17 protein-coding genes are annotated in these 18996 nt (G+C 60.5%); 6 read left to right on the top strand and 11 right to left on the bottom strand.

Going from position 1 to position 18996, the window contains the following annotated elements; translation table 11 throughout:
- Positions 1-129: 129 nt before the first annotated feature.
- A complete protein-coding gene (gene ispA / locus ACIOVB_RS15595; RefSeq protein WP_401269078.1) occupies positions 130-1017 on the bottom strand; it encodes a (2E,6E)-farnesyl diphosphate synthase in 888 nt (295 codons plus the stop codon).
- On the bottom strand, positions 1014-1256 hold the full coding sequence (locus ACIOVB_RS15590) for an exodeoxyribonuclease VII small subunit (protein WP_003228627.1): 243 nt from the start codon (positions 1254-1256) through the stop codon (positions 1014-1016). The genes ispA and ACIOVB_RS15590 overlap by 4 nt, the downstream gene beginning before the upstream one ends.
- A 376-nt stretch (positions 1257-1632) precedes the next feature.
- On the opposite strand from ACIOVB_RS15590, the gene ACIOVB_RS15585 reads away from it, so the two are divergent.
- Genes ACIOVB_RS15585 through ACIOVB_RS15560 form a run of 6 tightly spaced genes read left to right on the top strand, consistent with a single transcriptional unit; the run spans position 1633 to position 11818 of the window.
- Complete coding sequence (locus ACIOVB_RS15585) at positions 1633-2424, top strand: YfaP family protein (protein ID WP_401269076.1); 792 nt, start codon at positions 1633-1635, stop codon at positions 2422-2424.
- A gap of 38 nt (positions 2425-2462) precedes the next feature.
- Complete coding sequence (locus ACIOVB_RS15580; RefSeq protein WP_401269074.1) at positions 2463-4175, top strand: DUF2138 domain-containing protein; 1713 nt, start codon at positions 2463-2465, stop codon at positions 4173-4175.
- Positions 4160-4810, top strand: coding sequence for a DUF1175 domain-containing protein (locus ACIOVB_RS15575; protein ID WP_187678839.1), 651 nt, complete (start codon positions 4160-4162; stop codon positions 4808-4810). The genes ACIOVB_RS15580 and ACIOVB_RS15575 overlap by 16 nt, the downstream gene beginning before the upstream one ends.
- Positions 4807-9381, top strand: a complete 4575-nt coding sequence (locus tag ACIOVB_RS15570; RefSeq protein ID WP_401269071.1) for an alpha-2-macroglobulin family protein — start codon at positions 4807-4809, stop codon at positions 9379-9381. The genes ACIOVB_RS15575 and ACIOVB_RS15570 overlap by 4 nt, the downstream gene beginning before the upstream one ends.
- A gap of 1 nt (position 9382) precedes the next feature.
- A complete protein-coding gene (locus tag ACIOVB_RS15565; protein ID WP_401269069.1) occupies positions 9383-11002 on the top strand; it encodes a DUF2300 domain-containing protein in 1620 nt (539 codons plus the stop codon).
- A gap of 3 nt (positions 11003-11005) precedes the next feature.
- On the top strand, positions 11006-11818 hold the full coding sequence (locus tag ACIOVB_RS15560) for a YfaP family protein (RefSeq protein WP_401269067.1): 813 nt from the start codon (positions 11006-11008) through the stop codon (positions 11816-11818).
- A gap of 79 nt (positions 11819-11897) precedes the next feature.
- On the opposite strand, the gene ACIOVB_RS15555 is transcribed toward ACIOVB_RS15560, so the two are convergent.
- The 9 genes from ACIOVB_RS15555 to ACIOVB_RS15515 all read right to left on the bottom strand — a co-directional run bounded on the left by ACIOVB_RS15555 (position 11898) and on the right by ACIOVB_RS15515 (position 18961).
- Positions 11898-12194, bottom strand: coding sequence for a type II toxin-antitoxin system RelE/ParE family toxin (locus ACIOVB_RS15555; protein WP_401269065.1), 297 nt, complete (start codon positions 12192-12194; stop codon positions 11898-11900).
- Positions 12184-12423, bottom strand: a complete 240-nt coding sequence (locus ACIOVB_RS15550) for a type II toxin-antitoxin system RelB/DinJ family antitoxin (protein ID WP_122608099.1) — start codon at positions 12421-12423, stop codon at positions 12184-12186. The genes ACIOVB_RS15555 and ACIOVB_RS15550 overlap by 11 nt, the downstream gene beginning before the upstream one ends.
- Before the next feature lie 429 nt (positions 12424-12852).
- A complete protein-coding gene (locus tag ACIOVB_RS15545) occupies positions 12853-13599 on the bottom strand; it encodes a helix-turn-helix transcriptional regulator (protein ID WP_401269062.1) in 747 nt (248 codons plus the stop codon).
- A 222-nt stretch (positions 13600-13821) separates the two neighbouring features.
- Complete coding sequence (ppa, locus tag ACIOVB_RS15540) at positions 13822-14349, bottom strand: inorganic diphosphatase (protein WP_045881121.1); 528 nt, start codon at positions 14347-14349, stop codon at positions 13822-13824.
- A 112-nt stretch (positions 14350-14461) separates the two neighbouring features.
- The gene (locus tag ACIOVB_RS15535) at positions 14462-15274 is read right to left on the bottom strand and encodes a zinc-dependent peptidase (RefSeq protein WP_401269059.1); all 813 of its coding nucleotides are present in this window, start codon (positions 15272-15274) and stop codon (positions 14462-14464) included.
- A gap of 4 nt (positions 15275-15278) precedes the next feature.
- On the bottom strand, positions 15279-15929 hold the full coding sequence (locus ACIOVB_RS15530; RefSeq protein WP_187678801.1) for a DedA family protein: 651 nt from the start codon (positions 15927-15929) through the stop codon (positions 15279-15281).
- Positions 15930-16159: 230 nt separating this feature from the next.
- Positions 16160-16621, bottom strand: a complete 462-nt coding sequence (locus tag ACIOVB_RS15525; protein WP_007910890.1) for an N-acetyltransferase — start codon at positions 16619-16621, stop codon at positions 16160-16162.
- A 115-nt stretch (positions 16622-16736) separates the two neighbouring features.
- Positions 16737-17570 (bottom strand): ethanolamine ammonia-lyase subunit EutC, encoded by an 834-nt coding sequence (eutC, locus tag ACIOVB_RS15520; RefSeq protein ID WP_401269057.1) that lies wholly within the window; start codon positions 17568-17570, stop codon positions 16737-16739.
- Positions 17567-18961 (bottom strand): ethanolamine ammonia-lyase subunit EutB, encoded by a 1395-nt coding sequence (locus ACIOVB_RS15515; protein WP_064392162.1) that lies wholly within the window; start codon positions 18959-18961, stop codon positions 17567-17569. Before ACIOVB_RS15515 ends, eutC begins: the two co-directional genes overlap by 4 nt.
- Between the last annotated feature and the right edge of the window lie 35 nt (positions 18962-18996).

The raw sequence follows: 18996 nt of genomic DNA, 5'->3' as shown, positions 1-18996 counted from the left end.
GGGCGCTTGCGGGGAATCTCATGAAACGTCGTGGGCATCAGGCGAATCGTTATAGGTATAAAAGATGCGGCAGTTTACCTGATGCATCGCCCCCTGCCCACGCGTTGGTCTTTTTTGGCTGAATCGCCGTCAGTTGCGCCGATCGACGATATACCGGGCCAGCTCGCGCAAAGGCTCGGCCGCCGCGTCAAACGGTCGCAGGGCGTGCAGCGCCTGATCGCGCAATTCCAGGGCATAGGCCTTGGCGGCGTCCAGACCCAGCAGGGCCGGGTAGGTTGGCTTGTCGCGGGCGATGTCGGCACCCTGGCGTTTGCCGAGGGTCGCGGTATCGCTTTCGACGTCGAGAATGTCGTCCTGCACCTGAAAGGCCAGGCCAATGGCCTGTGCATAAGTTTGCAGGGCTTTCAGTTCATCCTTTTCGGCACGGCCGCTGGCCAGGGCGCCGAGTTTGACGCTGACTTCGATCAACGCGCCGGTCTTGTGCCGGTGCATCTGTTCGAGGGCTTTCTGATCGAGTTTGAGGCCGACCGAACCGAGATCGATGGCCTGACCACCGACCATACCCGCCGGGCCTGCGGCTTGAGCCAGAGCCGTGACCATTTGCAGACGGATGTCGGCGTCGAGATTACTCAGATGCGGATTAAGCAAGGCGCTGAACGCCAGGCTCTGCAAGCCGTCACCAGCGAGGATTGCGCAGGCTTCATCGAATTTTTTGTGGGTAGTCGGCTGGCCGCGACGCAGATCATCGTCGTCCATCGCCGGCAAATCGTCGTGAACCAACGAATACGCGTGGATCAACTCCACCGCGCACGCTGCGCCGTTGGCTTGCTCAGCCTTGCCACCGAGCGCTTCGCACGCGGCGTAGGCCAGCAGCGGACGCACGCGTTTACCGCCGTTCATCACGCTATAGCGCATGGCCTCGTAGAGACGCGCCAGCTCTGGCAGCGGGGCGTTGAACAGGCTTTCCAGCGCCGCGTTGACTCGGGCCTGGCTGGTCGCCGAATACGCTGCAATCATTCTGGCTGTTCCGCGTCGAAGGGTTCCTCGGCGAGTTCGCCATCACGCTCCAGCAGCACTTGCACCTTCTGCTCGGCCTGGGCCAGCGCTGCCTGGCAATCACGGGTCAGCCCGATGCCCTGCTCGAAAGCGGTCAGCGAGTCTTCCAGCGACAATTCACCGTTCTCCAGACGCTCGACCAATGTTTGCAGGTCGGCGAGGGACTGTTCGAAATCCAGTGCAGCTTTTTTGCGGGCCATGGCGGCAGTTTCCGGTTGACGTTAAACCGGCGCGACACTAGCAGATAGGGGGTTTATGGGCAAATGAGCGGGTCTTGCGGGGATGATTCTCAGGGGCCAAAGATGACCTTGTGCCAATGAGCCAGTAAGCGTGGCGTTTATTCGGCTCATTTTGTGAGCCGAATAAGTCGGCTATTCGGCTCACGCTCAATAAATGTGCGTGATTCTTACCGCAAAAGCAGATGTATCCGATTGTTAAAAAACTGCCAAATCGCTAATCTTCGCGCCTTCTACGACCCGACAGTCACGGGTCTTTCAGACGAAACGCAGTTTCCACCGCTGTGAAGTACCGAGGATCGGGTGCAAGGTTTCGTTCAGGCATGGCAGGAGGCATCACATGCGTTCATTTCTTATGCTGCTGATCGGCCTGGTCTGCGCGCCTGCGCTGCTGGCCGCGCCGACAGCAGAGATGTCGGAGCCGGTGGGCGGCTGGCGCTACCACGGCTTGCTCGATCGCACGGAAAACCCGCAAGTCGCCTATCCCACGCCGCCGATCGATCGCGGCATCCAGCGCAATCGCACGATGATCCAGGGCCAGCTCAAGGCTCTCGGGCATATGCGCCCGCCGCACAGTCTCGCCGTGAACGGCAACCCACTGAATCTGTACACCGACGACCAGGGCCGTTTCGCCCGGCCCTATGCGTTCGGCGCCGGTTCCAACAGCGTCGAGGTGATCAGCGCCGAGGGCCAGTCGCTCAAGCGCGTGCAATTTTATGAAGCAAATAACCTGCGCACGCCGGCGAAAATTCGTCTTGTCTTGGGATGGGACGATCCGAAAGCCGAGCTCGATCTGCACATTGTCACGCCCGATGGCCAGCATGCCTTTTGGGCGCGGCCGGCGCTGAGCAATGGCGGCGGGCTCGACCCGGATGGCGTCGATGGTCCCGGCCCGGAAATGTTCACCATGACCGCGCCGCTGCATGGCACCTATCTGGTTTACGTCAACTATTGGGGCAACTTTGGCAACGGCGGCTATAACTTCGAGGAGACCAGCAACCAGAACGAGGTGATCACCTCGCAAATCACGCTGGTGCTCAACGAAAACACCGTCGACGAAAAACGCGAAACGTTCATCGTGCCCCTGCGGGCGATCGGTGATCTGCTGCTGGTCAAGACTTTCAACTATTAAGCATCCCGCTCCACGGATGAACTTCGGGTTTTGTGAACATGAGTGATAACGCTGCTTCTCCGGCCGTCCCGACACCTGCCGGCAAACCTTCCCGGCGCTGGCCGGTACTGCTGATCGGATTGGTCCTGGTGGCCGGCGTGGCGGGAGGTTTTGGCTGGCTGCTGCTCAAGCCCAAAGCGCCGCCGGCAGAGCTTGCCAGTGACAAACTCGGTCTGAGCCGCCCCGACGCCTTGCTGGAAACGCACTCCCTGAGTCAGTTGCCCAAGGACTTGCTGACGGTGCCGTTCCTCAAGGCCACGCTCACCGAAGATTTCGTCTTCTATTACGAAACCCACGCCGATCGCCTGGGCTTGATCGGCAGTCTGCGCCGGATCATCTACGAGCATGACCTGAAGTTGCAGGACAGCCTGATCGAGCAGCTTTTCGATCAACCGGCAGACGTCGCGCTGTGGCGGGGGGCTGATGGTCGCTTGAAGGATTTCCTGTTGGTGATGGATCGCGGCGGGTTGGCGAAACTGCTGGAGCCGTTGGCGAAAGTGGCGCTGGATGATTCGCAGCTAAGCGTGTTGGGCAATCTCAAAATCGGTAGCGACGAGGTGCCGCTGTACCAGCTCAGCTACAACGCCAGCAAATCGCTGCTGTTCGCTTCGCGCGGCGACAAACTGGTGGTGCTCTCCAATCCGAACAAGTACTACGACTCTGACAGCGGCACCCAAGAGGAGCCGGGCCACGTCTCTTCGCAAGCGCTGGCAGCACTGCTCAACGGCGAAAAACTGTTCCCCGAAGCCTTCGGCCTGCCTGCCAAAACCCCTGAAATCAAACAACGCCTGTCGGTTAATTTCAGCGTCCTCGCCATGGGCTACCAACGCTTCATTCCGAACTTCGCCGGCCTGCGTTTCGACATGGACGACAAGGGCTGGCACAGCTACCTCGCCATGGATGAGCTGGACAACCAGCCGGACTTCGATTTCAAACCGGTCTGGCAAGCCATGCCGCTGGGCGCGAGTGCCTGCGTGACCCTGCCGATAGCAGCCGAACCGCAGAAACCGTTGCTGGTGAAACTCGGTGCCGAAGACGCCGTAGCGCAGACACTCACCGAACACGTGGCCGGCGCGGCCGGGCTGTGCTGGTACGCCGATTCGCGGCTGTACACGCCGTTGCTGGTGGCCAGTCTGAAAGACGAGGACAGCAGTAAACTCGATGGCGATCTCGGCAAACTGTTCGGTTCGATGGTCGGTGCCTTCGAATCCAACGTCGAAGAAAACGTCTTTCCGGTGGTCGAGAAGCAGGAAGGCCAGAGCCACGTCTGGCAGCGCCAGGTCAGCTCCAATTTCGGCCCGTACGCCGCCAAGACTGCCGATAATCCGGACGCCATCAGCGGCAAGGCTTTCATGAAAGTCAGCCTCGCGCGTCACGGTTCGACGTTGCTGTTTTCCCTCGACGACAAATTGGTCGACAAAGCCCTCGGCACCCTCGACAAGCGCTTCCCGCCGATGGCCGACGTACTGCCCAAAGATGTGCTGATGCCGATCTACTTCGGCCCGGATTCCATGGCGCAACTGATGCAGCAGGAAACCCTCGACAGCCTGCCGCAGGACATGGAGCCGGTGTTTTACAACGCCGCGCAAACCTACCTGATCCCGAAACTGCGCACCCTCGGCGGCTACGGCAAATATGCCCTGACCCTGCCTGAGGGCAGCGAGCCGGACGGCCACTGGCAATGGCTGCCGCTGGAATGGAAAGCGCTGTGACGGCACTGATTCGCAGCCTCGGCCTGCTTGCGCTGTTGCTTGGCGCGGGTGCTCGCGCCATGGAAGCCCCGGCGCTCGATCCGGCGCAGTCACAGGTTTTCCGCGCCTGGTTCGTGCGTATCGCCCAGGAGCAACTGAGCCAAGGCCCGAGCCCGCGCTGGTATCAGCAGGATTGCGCCGGGCTGGTGCGTTTCGCCGCCAACGAAGCGCTGAAAGTCCATGACGACAAGTGGCTGCGCAGCAATGGCCTGTCCAATCGCTATCTGCCGCCGGAGCTGTCGCTGAGCGACGATCAGCGCAAGCTCGCCCAGCAATGGCAGCAGGGCGGCGGCAAGGTCGGGCCGTACGTCAACGCGATCAAACTGATTCAGTTCAACAGTCATCTGGTCAGCCGCGACGTGTCGCAGGCGCGGCCCGGTGACCTGATGTTCTTCGATCAGGGCGACGACCAGCACCTGATGATCTGGATGGGCCGTTACATCGCCTATCACACCGGCACCACCACCCCCACTGACAACGGCATGCGTTCGGCAAGCCTGCAGCAACTCATGACATGGAAGGACACCCGATGGATACCCGACGCAGCCAACCCCAACTTCATCGGCGTCTATCGACTGAACTTTCTCTCCCAATGACCGGTGCCCGCATGTTGCGACTCTGCGCAAAAATTCCTCTGTTGCTGGCACTGCTGGTGCCGCTGGCGACTGTTAACGCCGAAGATTCGGTGGAGCCGAGCGGCTACACGCCAGTGTCCGGTGAAAGCTTTTTCCTGCTGGCGGACAGCAGTTTCGCCGCCGACGAACAGGCGATGGTGCGCCTTGAAGCACCTGGCCGCGACTATCGCCGTTTCCGCATGGAGCCTTACGGCGGCGCCGATATTCGCGTGTACCGCATCGACAAGCCATTGGACTTCCTCAAGCGCCAGAAGAACCTGCATCGCGTGGTCAGCGACGGTCAGTTCAAGGGCGAAGGCCTGTCCAACACCCTCGCGTATCTGTGGGACAACTGGTACCGCAAATCCCGTCGGGTGATGCAGCGTGCGTTCTCCTATGAATCGCGCAAACAGGTCACCGAAGAAGTGCCGGAACTGAAGATGGGCGACGCCATCGCCGCACCGACACCGTATGACGCACAGCCTCAATTCGCACTGATTCCGGGTCTGCCGGTGGTCAGCCAGTTCCGATATCCGCTGTGGCAGGCCAAACCGATTCAACCACCGGCCGGGGTCAATCTGGCCGGGTCTTCCAGTGACTTCGTCAGCGTCGCGCCGGGCAACGTCTACATTCCGTTGGGCAACCTGAAACCGGGTCTGTATCTGGTCGAAGCGCTGATCGGCAAGTACCGCGCCACCACCATGGTGTTCGTCTCCAACACCGTGGCGGTGAGCAAGATTGCCGGTGATGAATTGCTGGTCTGGGCCGCGCGCAAACACGAAGGCAGTTCGGTGCCGAAGGTCAATTTGCTGTGGACTGACGGCCTCGGCGTAATGAGCAGCGGTGCCACCGATGCGGACGGTTTGCTGCGTCTGAAACACGTCAGCCCCGAGCGTTCGTTCGTGATTGGCGAGGACGAGGAGGGCGGTGTATTCGTCTCCGAGAACTTCTACTACGACAGCGAAATCTACGACACCAAACTCTACGCTTTCACCGACCGGCCGCTGTATCGCCCGGGGGATTGGGTATCGCTGAAAATCGTCGGTCGCGAGTTCAAGAATGCGCGCGACTCGGTGCTGCCGGGTGCGGCGGATGTCAGCGTCAGCGTGCTCGATGCCACCGGCACCGAACTGCAACACCTCGATCTGAAACTTGATTCGAAGGCCGGTACTCAGGGCCGTTTCCAGTTGCCGGACAACGCCGTGGCGGGTGGGTACGAGATTCGCTTCAACTACAAGGATCAGGCCTACAGCAGCGCCTTCCGTGTGGCGGAATACATCAAGCCGCACTTCGAGATTTCGCTGAACCTGGCCAAGCAGGATTACCGCACCGGCGAGCCGGTCAAAGGCAGTCTGGTGCTGCTGTACCCGGACGGCAAACCGGTGGCCGACGCCAAACTGACCCTGAGCCTGCGTGCCCAGCAATTGTCGATGGTCGACAACGAACTGCAATACCTCGGGCAATTCCCGGTGGAATTGACCAGCACCGAACTGACCACTGACAGCAAGGGCAACGCGACCCTCGATCTGCCGGCCGCCGACAAACCGAGTCGCTACATGCTCACCGTGTTCGCCAGCGATGGTGCGGCGTATCGGGTCAAGACCACCAAGGAAATCCTCATCGACCGTGGTGCCGCGAGCTTCCGCTTGAGCGCGCCGCAACGCTTCAGTGCGGTGAACGACAAGGTCGCGTTCAGCTATGCCAACGAGGGCGGCACCGAGCAAAGCAAAGCGGTCACGCCGAGCAGCTACAGCTGGGTGCGTCTGGAAGATCAGAGCACTGGCGAAGGTAAACTCGCGGCGACGGATAAAGGCTTCAGCCTCGCGTTTGAACGTCCAGGCACCTACAACCTGACTCTGAAGGATCAACACGGCCGTGTCCTCGGTGCCACCGGTCATTCGGTCACTGGCGACGGCGTCAAAGCCGTGCCGGGCACCGTGGAAATCGTCCTCGACAAGCCTGAATACAAGGCCGGTGATGAAGCGCTGGCGCTGATCACGTTCCCCGAACCGGTGAGCGATGCCTTGCTGTCGCTGGAACGCGACAAGGTCGAAGCCACCGCGCTGCTGGCCAAGGGCGGCGACTGGTTGAAACTGGAAAAACTCAGCGACACCCAATACCGCGCGCGCATTCCGGTGAAGGACAACTTCGCGCCGAACCTGACCTTTTCCGTGCTCTACACCAAGGGCGGGCAGTACAGCTTCCAGAACGCCGGGATCAAGGTGATTGCGCCGCAGATCGACGTGGCGATCAGCACTGACAAAGCGGTGTATCTGCCGGGCGATACAGTCACTGTTGATCTGACCACGCAGTTCGCCGGCAAAGCCGTACCGGCGCACCTGACCGTCAGTGTCGTCGACGAAATGGTCTACGCGCTGCAACCGGAAGTCGCGCCGACCATCGACCAGTTCTTCTACCACCCGCGCCGCAACAATGTGCGCACCAGCGCCAGTTTGTCGTTCATCAGTTACGACGTAGCGTTGCCGGGCAGCCCCGGTGCGCCGGGCAAAGCCAATCGCAGCGAACGCGGGGTGAAAGTGCTGGAGCGTCCGCGTCGTGAAGACGTCGATACCGCCGCATGGCAGCCAGAATTGTTGACCGGTGCCGACGGCAAAACCCGTTTCACCTTCAAGATGCCGGACTCGCTGACCCGCTGGCGCATCACCGCGCGGGCGATTGCCGATGACGGTCAGGTCGGGCAGAAGAAACAGTTCGTGCGTTCGGAAAAACCGCTGTACCTGAAGTGGAGCGGGCCGAGCAAGTTCCGCAAGGGCGATCAGCCGCAACTCGGTGTGTTCGCTTTCAGTCAGGCCGAGAAACCGGTCAAGGCTGAACTGGTCACTCACTACGCTGGCGCCGAACAACGCCTGCCGGTGACCCTGAACAACGGCATCAACTATCTGCCGCTGCCAGCATTTGCGCTAGCTTCGGGCGAGTGGACGGCGGAACTGGTGCAGGACGGCAAAACCGCTGATGCCTTGGCCGTGCGCTTGAGCGCGACCGGTGATGGCTGGCAAGTGACGCAGACTCAGAATCTCGATGTGGCAAGCGGCGATACGGCGCTGAGCCTGCCGGCAGACGCCACCAACATTCGTCTGCGTCTGGATGACAGCCCGCAAGCGCTGTTCCGTTCCGCTCTTGATGATCTGCTCAGCTATCCATATGGCGGCGTCGAACAGACAGCCAGCCGTTTGCTGCCGCTGAGCATTGTTTATCCGTCGCTGGCATCGAGCCCGCAGATCCGCGATCGCTTGCGTCTGATCATGCAGAACAGCCGTCTGCGTCTGGTGCAAATGGCCGGGCCGTCCGCGAGCTTCACCTGGTGGGGTTACGACGGTGAGCCGGATGCGTTCCTCACCGCTTACGCCTATTACGCCGACTGGAACGCCAGTCAGGTGCTGGAACTGACCCTGCCGCCGGAGCACTGGCAGCGCGTGCTGGAGGTGTACGCCAAGCAGGCGCCGAACACGCCATTGCTACAACGTGCGCTGATTCTGTCGTTCGCCAAACAGATGCATTTGCCGGTCAACACATTGCTCAGCGGTTTGATGGACGATCTGGCCAAGGCCGGGGAAGGCAATGCTGAAACGCTGATGGACGATGGCGCAGACAGCTTGGTGATGAGCGAGCCGGATTCGGCGCTCGGTCTGGCGGCGGCGAGGGTCTTGACCGCTTCGCTGGCCACTCAGGCAAAAGTCGCGTTGCCGGATGCCTTCAATCGTCAGGTCGGCGCTGCGCAACAGCGTCTGGCAGTGAGCTCGCAGCCGTTTGCCGAGGCGCTGAACCTGTCCCTGCAACCGTTTGATCAGGCGCGTGCGACGGCGTTGTTGCAACGTCTGCTACCACAGCAATCGACCCTCGAACGCGCGCTGGCGCTGACGTGGCTGCAACGCAGCATCGCCCAGGCTTCGCCGACCATCGCGCTGACACCGGGCGATGGCTGGAAGAAAAATTACGGCGCGACCGGTGAGATGTACTGGACGTGGCAGGGCGCGACCCCGGTGCCGAGCGTGTTGACAGTTTCCGGGACTCAGGAGCGTCCGCTGCGTGCGGCGTTGAGCTTCCAGACTCAGCAACCGGCAGTTGATCCGATGGCCGTGACCATCACCCGTCGCCTGTCGCGACTGGTGCCGGGGGATGAAGCATTCACCTTCAAACTGGAGCCGGTCGGCACTAAACCGCTGTCCAGCGACAGCCTGTATCTGGACGAAGTGATCCTCACCAGCAAAGCGCCGAAGCCGCTGCGCTACGGCATGCTCGAAGTGCCGCTGCCACCGGGCGCCGATGTCGAACGCACCACGTGGGGCATCAAGTTGCAGGGCAAGGACGGCACCGAGCCGACCTCGCTGGAGAAGGCGCGTTTCGAGCCGGGGCAACTGGCTTACGCGGTGCCGGTGGATGCGCTGAGCGGCGAATTGCGCCTGCGCCATCTGGTGCGTTTCTCGCAGAAAGGCCAGTTCAATCTGCCGCCAGTGCGTTTCACTCAGGTTTACGCGCCGCAGCATCAGGCCCAGGAAGCGAAAGCCGCTCTCGGTCAGGTCACGGTCAACTGACATGACCCGGCCGCTGCTGTGGCTGCTGATGTGTGTGATTCCTGCGCTGGCGACGGCGCAGGATGAGCCGTTGCGCGTGGCTTACAAGGGTGAGTTGTTGTCGTTGAGTCAGACGCAGATGATCGCTCGCGAACCGTTGCCGTCGTCGTTGGATACGCCACTGGGCAGTCTGTGGAAGCTGTTTGTCTACGCGTGGCTGGTGGATACCGGCGCGCGGGAACCGGCTTATGAATGTCGCGGGCAGTCGAAAGAGGAAGTCTATTGCTGCTCGGCGGGCGGCAAGATCGAGCGTGATCAGGCGCTGGTGAAGTCGTGCGGGTTGTATTTCGAGCCTGCGCGACTGGGGATTTCTGCCAGCGAATGGCGCACTTACTGGCAGGCGCGAAAGGCGCCGTCGTGGTTGCTGGATTTGCCGTCGGTGCAACCGGCCACGCGGGTTCCTGTCGCTGACTTGCTAACGGTTTTGTCTGCGCTTCCCGCTCAAGATCAGATGCGCCGTGTGCTGCTCGACGTGGTGTTGAACGCCGCCGACGGTAATGTCGTCGGTGAGCTCGGCGGTCGCCTGCGGGTGAAAACCTGGAGCTGGCTCGGCGATCAGGACCCGCAATCGCGGCAGGGCGGGTTTGCCGGTTGGACGGCGGACGGTTCGCCTGTGTGGGCGGGTGGGCGTGGCACCAGTCAGATGGTCTTGCGTCATTACGGTGCTGCACTGGCGACGGTGTTACCGGCGGCGTGGCCGTCAGATACGGGGCGTTGCGTTGAGGTCGGCCTGTTCTCGCGCTATCCGGTCGTGCGGGTTTTGGCTGGTGACCGTGCGGTGACTTCCGGCCCGCTGCAGGGCGACTACCGCGTCGAATTCGCCAACGGCAATGCGCTGGATATCCACAGCGACGGCGAACTGTTTCTGCTCAACGACAAACTCGTCGCAAGGCTTGATCGCGAAGAATACGTCGCCCGTGTCCTTGAGCGCGAAGCCAAACCCGAACCTGCTGAAGCCGCGAAGGCCCTCGCCGTGGCGATCCGCACCTACCTGCTGCAAAACGCCACACGCAACGGCGACTGCCTGAGCATCGACGACAGCAGCAATCGCCAGCGGGTCGCACCGCGTCCGGCGTCCAGCGAATCACGCAACATCGCCGCATGGACCGCGGATCTGGTCCTTGCCGGCAGCACCGTCACCTATCACTCCGATCAACCCGGCCCGGACAAACTGGCGTGGCAACAAGCTGTCGAACAAGCCAACGCCGGCCAACGCTACGACGCAATCCTGCTGCACGCCTATCCACGCGCCAGCCTCAGCCGCTGGGACAACCCGGTCGCCTCCTGCGAAGCGCTGCCCGCCGCGCAAGACTGGCTGCAGAAGCAGCGTCGCGGCTGGCGCCCGAAGCTCGAAAGCGAAACTGGCTACAACGAAGTCAGCACGTTCGCGGTGTGCAAACTCGCTTTTGGCCGACCTTTCGTCGACCGCGAACGCCAGCGCATTTACGTGCGCGGCGTGCTGACCCTGCAGGATCGCCTCGACCTGACTCACGAATATTTGCACCTGGCCTTTGAAGCACATCCCAACGGCCAGGATGAAACCTACATCGAAGGGCTCGCCCGTCACCTCTTGCTGGAATAGACCATGACACTCCGTTATCCACAGGTCTTGCTGCTGCTCTGCACGTTGACCGCGCTATCGCCGGCAATCGCCGCTGACAGCGTCAAACTCGACACCCCGGTCGGCGGCTGGCGCAGCGGAGCCCCCGAAGGCGAGGGCGAAAGCTTCCGCCAGGCCGTCAACTACCCGGCCTCATCGGTAAACACCCCGATCGGCCAGGCCAACACCGCACGCATCAGCGGCGAAATCAAAGCCACACCCAAGAGCAATGAACCCGGTCGCCTGATCGTCAACGGCGTCAGCATGCCGCTGAAAATCGACGACAGCGGCCGCTTCGACCGCCCGTTCTCCTTCCCCAACGGCAGCAACAGCGTCGAAGTCCGCAGCCCAGACGGCAAGCAACGCCACCGCACCCAATTCCTTAACACCAGCGGCGGCGCCACCCCGGCCAAACTGCGCGTCCTGCTGGCCTGGGACAGCGACGGCACCGACCTCGACCTGCACCTCGTCACCCCCGACGGCGCCCACATCTGGTACGGCAACCGCACCGCCGCCAACGGCGCCGCCCTCGACGTCGACGTCACCACCGGCTACGGCCCGGAAATCTTCGCCATGCCGGCGCCTATCAAGGGGCAGTATCTGGTGTATGTGAATTACTTCGGTGGTGGTTATCGCGGGGACGATGAGGGTGGGGATGAGGCGGTGCAGGCGCTGACGACGGCGCAGGTGACGGTGATTACTGAAGAGGGGACACCGAGCGAGAAAATGGAGACGTTTTTGATCCCGATGCGGGCGGTGGGGGAGTTGACGTTGGTGAAGGCGTTTAGTTATCCGTGAGGGGGCGAGGCGTTCTGAACAAATGAATAGGTCAGCAGGCTGCTGACCAATTTCAGAGCATCTCAGTCATTGAGTTGCCTCAACTCTGGGGTGACAGTCGGTCTTGCGCAACCTCGTAAGCAGCCTCTCGCTCTCTCTTCCCGATAGCGACTACGAACACCACGATCTCCTGGTCAAGCACCTGATAGATCAATCGATAGCCAGCGCTTTTCAGCTTCACTTTGTAGCAGTCCGGCAGCTCGCGAAGTCGATTGGCTTCTATTCGAGGATTCTTCATTATCTCAGCCAGCTTCTTCTTGAACTGTTGGCGAACCGTATCGCCCAGTTTGTTCCACTCCTTTAACGCACGACGATCAAATTCAAGGTTATAGGTCATCCAGACTTACCTTGACTCGCTGAGGAGCGGCGAGACGTTCGGTGACTACGGCGATGAGAGCTTCATCTTCCTCGCTGATTAATGCCGCTTTGAACGGCAGCTTGCCCCGCTCGGCGACGTATTGAAGTGTCTGGCGCAGAAGCTCTGACGGAGTTACGCCGAGCTTTTCCAGCTCGGCGAAGGAGCGCTGTTTCAGCTCATCGTCGATGCGGATATTGATGGAGGCCATGATGAGATACCTGTAATGACGTTTGTCGTTACGGTAGCAAGGTGCTTCCCTATTCGACAAGCGCGAATTCACGTTTCAGACGGCAGGACAGGTTTATTTCAGGCATTAAAAAGCCGGCTTGTGGCCGGCTTCTCGGGGACTGGCTTGGTTCATTTTTGGTAAACCGCGCCAGCCTTCAAAATGTACACCCGGATCTGCGTCCGGCTGTGGGACTTGGCAGACGTTGGTCTGCCGCGTCGGGCGTCATCTGAGCCGCGGGAGCGGGTCGATGCGCGAATGTGGGGCGCAGGATACTGAGTTTTGCTTTGGATTCCCAGTGTGAAGTGCGGGTTAGAGCGATCTCACTGGCCAAAATCCGAGATTTGTACTGTCTATCCGGGCCTCATCGCGAGCAGGCTCATTCCTACGGGGGAGGAGCAAGCCTTCGGGTTAGAGAAACGGTACCACCGGCCGTCTCTTGCTCAGCGTCGACCACCAGAACACCCAGCCCAATATATGAATCCGCTGCTCTTCAATCTGTGCTGGGCGAAAGACTTCGTCCGGGTATTCGGCGCTGTTGTGGCTGCGCAGGCGCAGGCCGTTGCCGGGCATGCGATGCAGGTATTTGATGCGCAGCATGCCGTCGTGTTCGATGGCGTAGATCTCGCCGTCGACGACCTGGGTCAGGCCGCGGTCGATGGCGAGTATCGAGCCGTCTTCGATGCGCTCGGCCATGCTGTTGCCGATCATGTGGGCGCAGATGGCATCGCTGTGGCGCACTTCCAGTTGGTCGAGGTGGGCGCGGGGCAGGCGGATGGTTTGATCCGGATCGAGGATGACGTGGGTTTTGCCGGAGTCTTTGGTGAGCGGCGTTTCCTTGAAGAACGCCAGGTCGATGTCGTTGGGGTCGATAACGGTGTACGCGCCGCGGATGGCGTGGGCGTCAAAGGTGTCACCATTGCTGGCAGGCGGCGTCAGGCTCGGCGCCTCTTTGGTGCCTTCGCCGGTTTTCAGCCATTCGCTGTTGACGGACAGCAGGCGTGAGACTTCTTCCATGCGATACGCCGGGACGCCCCGGGTGTACCAGTTGTGGACATTTTGGGCTTCCGTGCCCCAGAACTTTGCGAAACCCGTGGTAGAGATGTTCGCTTTTTCCAGGAGTGCCTTGAATCTTGGACCGCTAGTGTTCTTTCTCATAAACACGGAGTCTACGGCCGTGCCAGAGCGGTTTGAATAAACCGGGCGTTCAAAAACGGGCTGAATTTTGCGACGGGATGTAAGACGTTCTTGTGGGAAATTAAACAAGTTAAAACCGCGTCGCGCGGATTTTAAACGTCCTGTTTAAGGAAGCTGATTTCGCGCATAAAAAACCCCGGATCAACCGGGGTTTTCTGCAAGCATCACGCAGGTCGCAAGCGCTTAGCCTTTGTAGGCAGCAACCGACTTGGTGATCGCTTCGCGGGCGGCGTCTGCACCGGCCCAGCCTTCGATCTTGACCCACTTGCCTTTTTCGAGATCTTTGTAGTTCGCGAAGAAGTGCTCGATCTGCTGGATCAGCAGAGGAGGCAGGTCAGTGTATTCCTTCACGTCGACGTACAGCTGGGACAGCTTGTCGTGTGGCACTGCGATGACTTTGGCATCGCCGCCGCCGTCGTCGGTCATGTTCAGGACGCCGACTGGACGCGCGCGGATCACCGAGCCTGGTGCAACCGGGTAAGGGGTCACAACCAGCACGTCGAGGGGATCACCGTCGTCAGCCAGGGTGTTCGGGATGAAACCGTAGTTGGCCGGGTAGAACATTGGGGTGGCCATGAAACGGTCAACGAACAGGCAATCGCTGTCTTTGTCGATTTCGTATTTGATCGGCGCGTGGTTGGCCGGGATCTCGATCGCGACGTAGATGTCGTTCGGCAGGTCTTTGCCAGCCGGAATCTTGCTGTAGCTCATTGGGCGTTGCCCCCGTAGTTGACCAAAAACACTTGGCCGGATTGACCAAAAAGTGGCGGCGATTATAGGCATATTCTGCAGCCTACGCCATGTACTGAGCGTCGTTCGGCGCTCAGTCTTGCGCCTGATAGACCGGGTCTGTGGCCTGAAGTTGCTGCAACCTGCCCAACGGATCCTGCCGGTAGAAACGCTTGAGTTGCAAGTAGACCTGTGGATAAGCCTCGTACAGCAGATCCGGTGCGCTGAAGAAATACTCGCTGGTGACGGCAAAGAACTCGGCCGGGTTCTCGGCGGCGTAGGGATCGATGGCGGTTTCGGCGTCAGGGTTGTCATCGAGTTGCAGATTGAGGTCGTCGTAGGCCTTTTGCATCACCTCGGCCCAGTCGCTGACGCGCATGTCGGCGTGCAGCGGCGGCAGGCCGTTGGCATCGCCATTGAGCATGTCGAGTTTGTGCGCAAGTTCGTGAATCACCAGGTTGTAGCCTTCCCAGCCACCACTGGCCATCACGCCTGGCCAGGCCAGAATGATCGGCCCCTGCTGCCAGGCTTCGCCGCTGTGTTCGCCATCCCATTCATGCTCGACGCCGCTGGCATCGCGATGGCGCTGCGGGCTGAGGAAGTCGTCGGGATAGAGGACGATCTCGTGAAAGCCCTGATACCAGTTCAAGTCGCCCAAGTGCAGAAGGGGTAATTGCGCTTGTGCGGCGAGCAGCAGGCGTTGTTCCTGATGCAGTTCGACGCCGGGCAGGGCGCTCAGGTGTTTGTCGTCGAGGAACAAGACGCAGGCCTCGCGCAGCCACTGGTCTTCGGCGGCCGTGATGCCGTCAAGAAAACTCAGGTGATGGCGCACCCGTTGCCACAGGTCGTCGGCAATCGGGTGCTTCGCCAGAATGCGCCGGCGTCGCCAGGCGCTGAGCGACCACACAGGCTTAGTGCGATTGGGCTTTGGTGCCGCCGAAACGGCTGCGAACCACGCCGATGATCATCGGCACCAGCGACAGCAGAATGATCGCGACCACCAGCAATGAAAGGTTCTTCTTGATGAACGGTACATTGCCGAAGAAATACCCCAGCGTTACCAGGCCGCCAACCCAGAGAATGGTGCCCAGGACGCTGAAACCGAAAAAGCGCGGGTAGGGCATCCTCGCAACGCCGGCGACGAATGGAGCAAAGGTGCGGATGATCGGCAGGAAGCGCGCGAGGGTTACGGTTTTACCGCCGTGCTTGTCATAGAAATCGTGAGTTTTCTGCAGATAGTCGCGGCGGAAGATTTTCGAGTTCGGATTGCTGAACAATTTTTCCCCGGCCGTTCGTCCGATCACGTAGTTGGTGCTGTCACCCAGGATCGCCGCGAGCATCAGCAGACCGGCCAGCAACACCGGGTCCATGCCACCGCCAGCCGCAACGGCGCCAGCGATGAACAGTAGCGAGTCGCCCGGCAGGAACGGCATCACCACCAGACCGGTTTCACAGAAAATCACCAGAAACAGGATGGCGTAGATCCATGGCCCATAGTTGTTCACCAGCAAATCGAGGTAGACGTCGAGATGCAGGATAAGGTCGAGCGGGTTGAAATCCATGGAGGCACCTGTGGTGATGGCCCAGCTCTGCAGGCCCGTGCGAATGACTTCGTGTAAGCCTACAAGCAGGTGTAGTTTTTCTTACAAGCCGGAAAGCTCGGGATTATACGGTCTGAAGGATGAAACGCGCGTTGGTTTTGTAGCGAGGAATGTCGGGGTGTGAACAATTGTCAGGTAGGCATTCTTTGTGGCGAGGGAGCTTGCTCCCTCATCACAGACTGCCAACGCCGTCAGAGCTCTTCGCTGATCGGCAACACGTAGTTCTTGAACTCGGTGTCTTCCTTGAATCCGATGGACTCATAGGTTTTCTGCGCGACTTCATTGTTACTGCTGGTGGAAACGCGCATGCGCACGGCCTGGGTTTCCTTGGCCATTTTCTTCGCGGTGCGGATCAGGTTGTCGGCGACCAATTGGCGTCGGGCATCTTCGGCGACATAGATGTCGTTGAGGATCCACACGCGTTTGAGTGACAGCGAGGAGAAGCTTGGATACAGCTGACAGAAACCCATGAGTTTCTTGTCGTCATCATCGGCCAGGGCCAGATAGATCACCGACTCTTTGCGGCGCAGGCGTTTTTCGAGGAACGCGCGGGAAGAATCCGGGTAAGGCAGGGAACCGTAGAACTCGCGATACTTGACGAACAACGGGGTCAACAAATCCAGATGTTCGAGGGTCGCTTGAATAATCCGCATGATAGGTCTCGTCTTCAAGTGGCTGTCTTCAACTGCTCTGACGGCGATGGGAAACCCTGGCGGCCGTGCATCGATCCTGCCTGAAACCTTCGCAGAAACGCAATGCGGAAACGGTTCAGGTTGGGGGCGGACCGAGTAGGAAGTTTCCTTTCATGTCCGCCCCTGCGTCCGACTCCAACGTCTGAACCTGTGCTTCGTCCTTCAGGTTGACTCCCGACAGCTGCCGCCGACAGGCTTCGCGCATCAGATACAGCAAGCGATGCGCCGCCATGCCGTAGCTCAAGCCCTCTAGCCGCACGTTGGAAATGCAATTGCGGTAGGCATCGGTCAGTCCGATTTTTGGATTGTAGGTGAAATATAAACCGAGGCTGTCTGGCGAACTCAGGCCAGGGCGCTCTCCAATCAGCATCACGACCATTTTTGCGCCGAGCAGTTGACCGATTTCATCACCGACGGCGACCCGTCCCTGTTCCACCAGAACGACGGGCGCAATGGACCAGCCGTCAGCACTCATCTGATCTTCCATGCGAGTGAGAAACGGCAACGTATGCCGATGCACCGCCAGTGCTGACAAACCGTCGGCCACGACAATCGCCAGATCGACGCCGCCCGGATGCGCGGCTGCGTAATCGTGCAAGGTCTGCGCTGACTCGTCACTGAGCTTGCGCCCCAGATCCGGACGTTGCAGGTAACTGTTGCGATCCACCGCTGCGCTGTGCAAAAGCAGGCTTTCACGCCCGCGTTCACTGAGTTGCGCGCTGAGTTCTGCATGATCGAACGGCAGATGCACCGCATCCCGCGCCTGTGCGTGGGCAAACTGAAAATCAAGCTGGGCGCTGGTCGGCAAACTGGTGCCGGTGCGGCCAAGAGCGATCCGTGCCGGGGTCAGGCGGCGCAGTTCCAGCCATGGGTTTTGCGGGTCGACGGGCGGTTTTTCCATAAGGCTCATCCCAGTTGCGCCAGGGCCTGGCGGAAGGCCGGCGGCAGGTTGTTGCCGAAGCGGACCTTGCCGTCAGCCTGAGTGAAGATGCCCATGTTGGCCAGCCATTGTTCGAACTCAGGTGCCGGTTTCAAGCCCAGAGTCTGGCGTGCGTAGAGGGCGTCGTGGAACGAAGTGGTCTGGTAGTTGAGCATGATGTCGTCGGAACCGGGGATGCCCATGATGAAGTTGATCCCGGCCACACCTAATAGGGTCAGCAGGGTATCCATGTCGTCCTGATCGGCTTCGGCGTGGTTGGTGTAGCAGATGTCGCAGCCCATCGGCACGCCGAGCAACTTGCCGCAGAAGTGGTCTTCGAGGCCGGCGCGAATGATCTGTTTGCCGTTGTAGAGGTATTCCGGGCCGATAAATCCTACGACGGTGTTCACCAGGAACGGCTTGAAATGTCGCGCCACGGCGTAAGCCCGCGTCTCGCAGGTCTGCTGATCGACGCCGTGGTGAGCGTTGGCCGACAGCGCGCTGCCCTGGCCGGTTTCGAAATACATCAGGTTCTGCCCGAGGGTGCCGCGATTCAGGCTCAACCCGGCGTCATAGCCTTCCTGCAAGACATTCAGGTTGATGCCGAAACTGGCGTTGGCCGCTTCGGTGCCAGCAATCGACTGGAACACCAGGTCCAGCGGCACGCCACGGTTGATCGCTTCGATGGAGGTGGTGACGTGGGTCAGCACGCAGGCCTGGGTCGGGATGTCGTAGCGCTGGATGATCGCGTCGAGCATTTCCAGCATCGCGCAGATCGAGGCGATGCTGTCGGTGGCCGGGTTGATGCCGATCATTGCGTCGCCGTTGCCGTAGAGCAGGCCGTCGAGAATGCTCGCGGCGATGCCGGACGGCTCGTCGGTCGGGTGGTTCGGTTGCAGTCGGGTCGACAGGCGTCCACGCAGCCCAAGGGTGCCGCGAAATTTTGTGACGACGCGGATTTTCTGCGCGACCAGCACCAGATCCTGCACGCGCATGATCTTCGATACAGCAGCGACCATTTCCGGGGTCAGGCCGGGGGCGAGGGCGCGCAGGCTGGTTTCATCGGCGGCGTCGCTGAGCAGCCAGTCGCGGAAACCGCCGACGGTGAGGTGGCTCACTACGGCGAAGGCTTGTTTGTCGTGGGTGTCGATGATCAGGCGGGTGACTTCATCGGACTCATAAGGGATCAGCGCTTCTTGCAGGAAATGCGTGAGCGGGATGTCGGCCAGCGCCATTTGCGCGGCCACGCGCTCGCCGTCATTGAGCGCGGCAACCCCGGCGAGAAAATCCCCCGAACGTGCTGGGCTGGCCTTGGCCATGACGTCCTTGAGGCTGTCGAAGCGGTAGGTCTGGGCGCCGACCGTGTGAGCGAAACTCGCCATACAGAATTCTCCGTGACGGCGCAGGCGAGGCCTGC

Source organism: Pseudomonas sp. NPDC087639, assembly GCF_044743385.1.
Lineage (GTDB): Bacteria > Pseudomonadota > Gammaproteobacteria > Pseudomonadales > Pseudomonadaceae > Aquipseudomonas.
This window is presented reverse-complemented; position numbering and strand designations above follow the sequence as displayed.

What these genes read in the sequence shown, in the direction of transcription:
- ACIOVB_RS15550 (WP_122608099.1), bottom strand. Translation starts at nt 12,423, where the DNA reads ATGGCCTCCATCAATATCCGCATCGACGATGAGCTGAAACAGCGCTCC.
- ACIOVB_RS15585 (WP_401269076.1), top strand. Translation starts at nt 1,633, where the DNA reads ATGCGTTCATTTCTTATGCTGCTGATCGGCCTGGTCTGCGCGCCTGCG.
- ACIOVB_RS15515 (WP_064392162.1), bottom strand. Translation starts at nt 18,961, where the DNA reads ATGGCGAGTTTCGCTCACACGGTCGGCGCCCAGACCTACCGCTTCGAC.
- eutC (WP_401269057.1), bottom strand. Translation starts at nt 17,570, where the DNA reads ATGAGCCTTATGGAAAAACCGCCCGTCGACCCGCAAAACCCATGGCTG.
- ppa (WP_045881121.1), bottom strand. Translation starts at nt 14,349, where the DNA reads ATGAGCTACAGCAAGATTCCGGCTGGCAAAGACCTGCCGAACGACATC.
- ACIOVB_RS15530 (WP_187678801.1), bottom strand. Translation starts at nt 15,929, where the DNA reads ATGGATTTCAACCCGCTCGACCTTATCCTGCATCTCGACGTCTACCTC.
- ACIOVB_RS15580 (WP_401269074.1), top strand. Translation starts at nt 2,463, where the DNA reads ATGAGTGATAACGCTGCTTCTCCGGCCGTCCCGACACCTGCCGGCAAA.
- ACIOVB_RS15575 (WP_187678839.1), top strand. Translation starts at nt 4,160, where the DNA reads ATGGAAAGCGCTGTGACGGCACTGATTCGCAGCCTCGGCCTGCTTGCG.
- ispA (WP_401269078.1), bottom strand. Translation starts at nt 1,017, where the DNA reads ATGATTGCAGCGTATTCGGCGACCAGCCAGGCCCGAGTCAACGCGGCG.
- ACIOVB_RS15570 (WP_401269071.1), top strand. Translation starts at nt 4,807, where the DNA reads ATGACCGGTGCCCGCATGTTGCGACTCTGCGCAAAAATTCCTCTGTTG.
- ACIOVB_RS15545 (WP_401269062.1), bottom strand. Translation starts at nt 13,599, where the DNA reads ATGAGAAAGAACACTAGCGGTCCAAGATTCAAGGCACTCCTGGAAAAA.
- ACIOVB_RS15590 (WP_003228627.1), bottom strand. Translation starts at nt 1,256, where the DNA reads ATGGCCCGCAAAAAAGCTGCACTGGATTTCGAACAGTCCCTCGCCGAC.
- ACIOVB_RS15525 (WP_007910890.1), bottom strand. Translation starts at nt 16,621, where the DNA reads ATGCGGATTATTCAAGCGACCCTCGAACATCTGGATTTGTTGACCCCG.
- ACIOVB_RS15565 (WP_401269069.1), top strand. Translation starts at nt 9,383, where the DNA reads ATGACCCGGCCGCTGCTGTGGCTGCTGATGTGTGTGATTCCTGCGCTG.
- ACIOVB_RS15555 (WP_401269065.1), bottom strand. Translation starts at nt 12,194, where the DNA reads ATGACCTATAACCTTGAATTTGATCGTCGTGCGTTAAAGGAGTGGAAC.
- ACIOVB_RS15560 (WP_401269067.1), top strand. Translation starts at nt 11,006, where the DNA reads ATGACACTCCGTTATCCACAGGTCTTGCTGCTGCTCTGCACGTTGACC.